Here is a 3,685-nt window from a genome sequence, read left to right as displayed (position 1 = left end):
CTGGTTATCGCTTCACGAGCGCAGACTAGTTTTGCACGCTTATTAGCAGGGAGTATCACCCTAACGTTTTTTGTCTATGTTTTTGTTAACATAGGTATGGTATCAGGCATCCTACCAGTGGTTGGTGTACCTTTACCGCTAATAAGTTATGGTGGAACCTCGATGCTGACCTTAATGACAGGTTTTGGTATTTTAATGAGCATTCACACCCACAGACGATTTGTCGATAGATAGGATTAACGTTAGCCATGACAAAAACAACCGTTCAAATCGCCAGCTTAGCATTACTTCTTAGTACTGTTTTTGAGGCAAATGCAGTGATTGAAGCTGATACTCAAGCATTACAAAAAACCTTTATTGCCGAACAAGTGAAACAAGGATTCAAGCAACAAGAAGTCGAGCAGTTTTTAGCCTCTTCAAGCTTCGATCAAACTATTATTGACGCGATATCAAAACCTTGGGAAGCGAAACCTTGGCACCAATATTATCCTATTTTTTTAACCGATAAACGGTTACAGAAAGGGCTAGAGTTTTGGCAAGAAAATCAGCAGACCATTGATAAAGCGGCCAAACAATTTAATGTCGATCCACAAATTATTGTCGCCATTATTGGCATTGAAACATTCTATGGTGGGTATTTAGGCAATTATCGTGTGCAAGATGCCTTGTACACCCTGGGATTTCATTACCCACCACGAGCAACGTTCTTTCGTAGTGAATATGCCAACTTGATGTCATTGATTAAAGAAGAAAAGCTCGATAATGACACTTTAAAAGGCTCATATGCTGGCGCGATGGGCTACGGTCAATTCATTCCATCAAGTTACCGTCATTACGCTGTCGACTTTGATGGCGACGGTCGACGTGATTTATTAACCAGTAAAGCAGATGCTATTGGCAGTGTGGCGAACTATTTTCATCAACACGGTTGGCAAAAAGGTCAGCCTGTGGCGCTATTACTAAATCACACATCAAGCACAGCCCCAAAAGCGAATGTTTGGACCAAAGAAAAACTACACTACAAAGTGTCAGACATTCTTAGCCCAACATTAAGCTTAGCGGATAACCAAGATATAGATGCATCGCAACCAGCGTTGTTAGTAAAACTAGACCAAGCTGAAAACACTGAATATTGGCTCGGACTTAAAAACTTTTATGTGATAACTCGCTATAATCGCAGCCCATTATATGCAATGGCGGTTTATCAGTTTAGCCAACAACTTAACGCTCATTATAAATCGGTAAATCAACATGACCATTAATTACCGTTTCATCTTATTAATCATGTTGAGCAGTTCATTACTGATCAGTTGCTCATCAAATGATGCTAAAAAAACCTCTACTGGGAAAAAAAGCCGCTATCAAATGACTAACGATCGTTATCCTGATGACGCACCAGATGTAAGTTTGGTTAAAAATGCCCAACCAAAATACGAACCTTATAGTAGACAAGGCAATCGTAACTACAGCGTATTAGGCAAAAGCTATCAAGTACTCGACAGCGGAAAGGGATTTAAAGAGCAAGGTCATGCATCATGGTATGGGTCAAAGTTTCACGGCCACTTAACCTCAAATGGTGAAACTTATGATATGTATACTATGTCAGCAGCACATAAAAATCTGCCATTACCAAGCTATGTGAAAGTGACCAATTTAGACAACAATAAACAAATTATTGTACGGGTAAATGACCGTGGACCGTTTCATCACGGTCGAGTGATTGATCTGTCTTATGCTGCTGCTTATCACTTAGGTATGCTGGCCAGAGGAACAGCAAAAGTCGCTATCGAAACCGTATACATTCCTTCACCTGAAGAGCGAGTAATAAGCGATTTAAAAGATGATGACAATCACTTTATTCAAGTTGCAGCGTCTCAAGATAAACTGCGTATAAATATGTTGGCTAAGCAGTTAGAAACCAAATATGCCGTGAATTCTCGCGTGACATCGATAAATGGCATGCACAGATTGCAGTTGGGCCCGATCAGACAAATTCATCTAACTAATAAGTTGCTCGATCGTGTGCAAATTGATGGTTATCCGCAAAGTTTTATCGTACCGTAAGCCATAATACTGGTGATAAAGAGTAACATTAAGGTTCATTTACATTGGATGAATGAACCTTAATGCGAAATGACTGCCTACTAATGTATAATCGAAAAATTATACCAATTGATCTTTGTCTTTTCTTCGACTAACTAGAGACGTGCTAACTTCATGATGACTTCCAAAACCGCTCAATTAACAACGATGCTCTTTGCATCTGTTGTCTGTTTTTCTTCACTCGCAGCAACGCCACAACCAGATATACGTCCTACACCCAATCGCGCACCTATGGTGACACCTGATGCGCCGAGTGTTGCCGCTAAAGCTTACGTGCTAATGGATTATAATTCTGGCAGAGTCATTGCTGAAGAAAATGCCTACGAAAGTTTAAACCCAGCAAGTCTGACAAAAATGATGACCAGTTATGTTATTGGCCATGAAATCCGTGTCGGTAATATTTCATTAGATGATGATGTAGCCATTACCAAGAACGCGTGGGCAAAGAATTTCCCTGACTCATCAAAAATGTTCATTGAAGTGGGCAAAACGGTCAAAGTACACGACTTAAACCGCGGTATTGTCATTCAATCGGGTAATGATGCCTGTGTTGCTATGGCTGAACATATTGCCGGAACAGAGGGTGCGTTCGTTGACCTTATGAATTCATGGGCTAAGCAATTAGGCATGAAAGACAGCTACTTTGAAAACTCTCATGGATTGGACTCAGAAAATCATAAAACGACAGCTTATGATATGGCCATTTTAGGTGCAGCGCTGATCCGTGATGTACCTGAAGAATATAAAGTGTATTCAGAGAAGTCTTTTACCTATAACGGAATTAAGCAATATAACCGTAATGGCTTGTTATGGGATAAAAGCTTAAACGTTGATGGTATTAAAACTGGCCATACATCAGGTGCAGGCTACAACCTAGTATCTTCAGGCACCAGCGAAGGCATGCGTCTTATTAGCGTTGTAATGGGAACCTCGAGTGAATCTGCACGTAAAGCTGAGAGTAAAAAACTACTCAACTATGGTTTCCGTTTTTTCGAAACGATTACACCATACAAAGCTGGCGATACCTTCGTAACTCAACAAATTTGGTATGGCGACAGAGACACAGTTGATCTCGGTGTTATGACCGATACCCCTATTACTATTAGCCGTGGTAAAGCAAAAGATTTGCAAGCAAACTTTGAATTAACTAAGCCACTAACTGCGCCACTTGCTAAAGGCGAAACCGTTGGTCGTGTCTTTTTCCAGCTTGATGGAAAAGACATTGCTCAGTTCCCGCTAGTGACATTAAATGAAGTCCAAGAAGGCGGTTTGTTCAGCAAGCTAATGGATTACTTTAAGCAGATGTTTGCCAGTTGGTTTGAGTAATTAAAAAGATTTACATGACCTATTCATGGATCCATCAGTGAATCAACTAATTAAAGCCGCCTAATCAGCGGCTTTAATTTTTTAAGATCTACCGGGCTTGAATCGGGTATAATCGCCACCATATCAGTAACACAAAAACAATATCGAGTAAGTTAATGTTAAATACAACGTTTGACCAAGTGATGGAATTTCCTAATTCGTGCCCTTTCAAAGTGATTGGTGACGCTGACGATACCTTAGCCGATCGTGTTGTTGC

General features: G+C 40.4%; 5 protein-coding genes. All 5 read left to right on the top strand.

What is annotated here, in order from left to right; genetic code table 11:
* On the top strand, positions 1 to 234 hold a 234-nt coding region (locus H5202_RS19170), incomplete at its 5' end, for an FtsW/RodA/SpoVE family cell cycle protein (protein WP_182773470.1).
* Positions 235 to 248: 14 nt separating this feature from the next.
* Entirely contained in the window at positions 249 to 1,262 is a 1,014-nt protein-coding gene (mltB, locus tag H5202_RS19165) for a lytic murein transglycosylase B (protein ID WP_182773469.1), read from the top strand.
* A complete protein-coding gene (locus tag H5202_RS19160) occupies positions 1,252 to 2,064 on the top strand; it encodes a septal ring lytic transglycosylase RlpA family protein (RefSeq protein ID WP_182773468.1) in 813 nt (270 codons plus the stop codon). Before mltB ends, H5202_RS19160 begins: the two co-directional genes overlap by 11 nt.
* A gap of 156 nt (positions 2,065 to 2,220) precedes the next feature.
* A complete protein-coding gene (locus tag H5202_RS19155) occupies positions 2,221 to 3,429 on the top strand; it encodes a serine hydrolase (protein ID WP_443019446.1) in 1,209 nt (402 codons plus the stop codon).
* A 155-nt stretch (positions 3,430 to 3,584) separates the two neighbouring features.
* The coding region (locus H5202_RS24390) for a DUF493 family protein (protein ID WP_182773466.1) at positions 3,585 to 3,685 on the top strand (101 nt) is incomplete at its 3' end.

Source organism: Shewanella sp. SG41-4 (assembly GCF_014164505.1).
Lineage (GTDB): Bacteria > Pseudomonadota > Gammaproteobacteria > Enterobacterales > Shewanellaceae > Shewanella.
Note: the sequence above shows the minus strand (reverse complement) of the source record. Positions and strands in the feature narration are given on the sequence as shown.

Excerpts from the sequence above, each read along its gene's own strand:
- mltB (WP_182773469.1), top strand. The coding sequence starts at position 249 with ATGACAAAAACAACCGTTCAAATCGCCAGCTTAGCATTACTTCTTAGT.
- H5202_RS19160 (WP_182773468.1), top strand. The coding sequence starts at position 1,252 with ATGACCATTAATTACCGTTTCATCTTATTAATCATGTTGAGCAGTTCA.
- H5202_RS19155 (WP_443019446.1), top strand. The coding sequence starts at position 2,221 with ATGACTTCCAAAACCGCTCAATTAACAACGATGCTCTTTGCATCTGTT.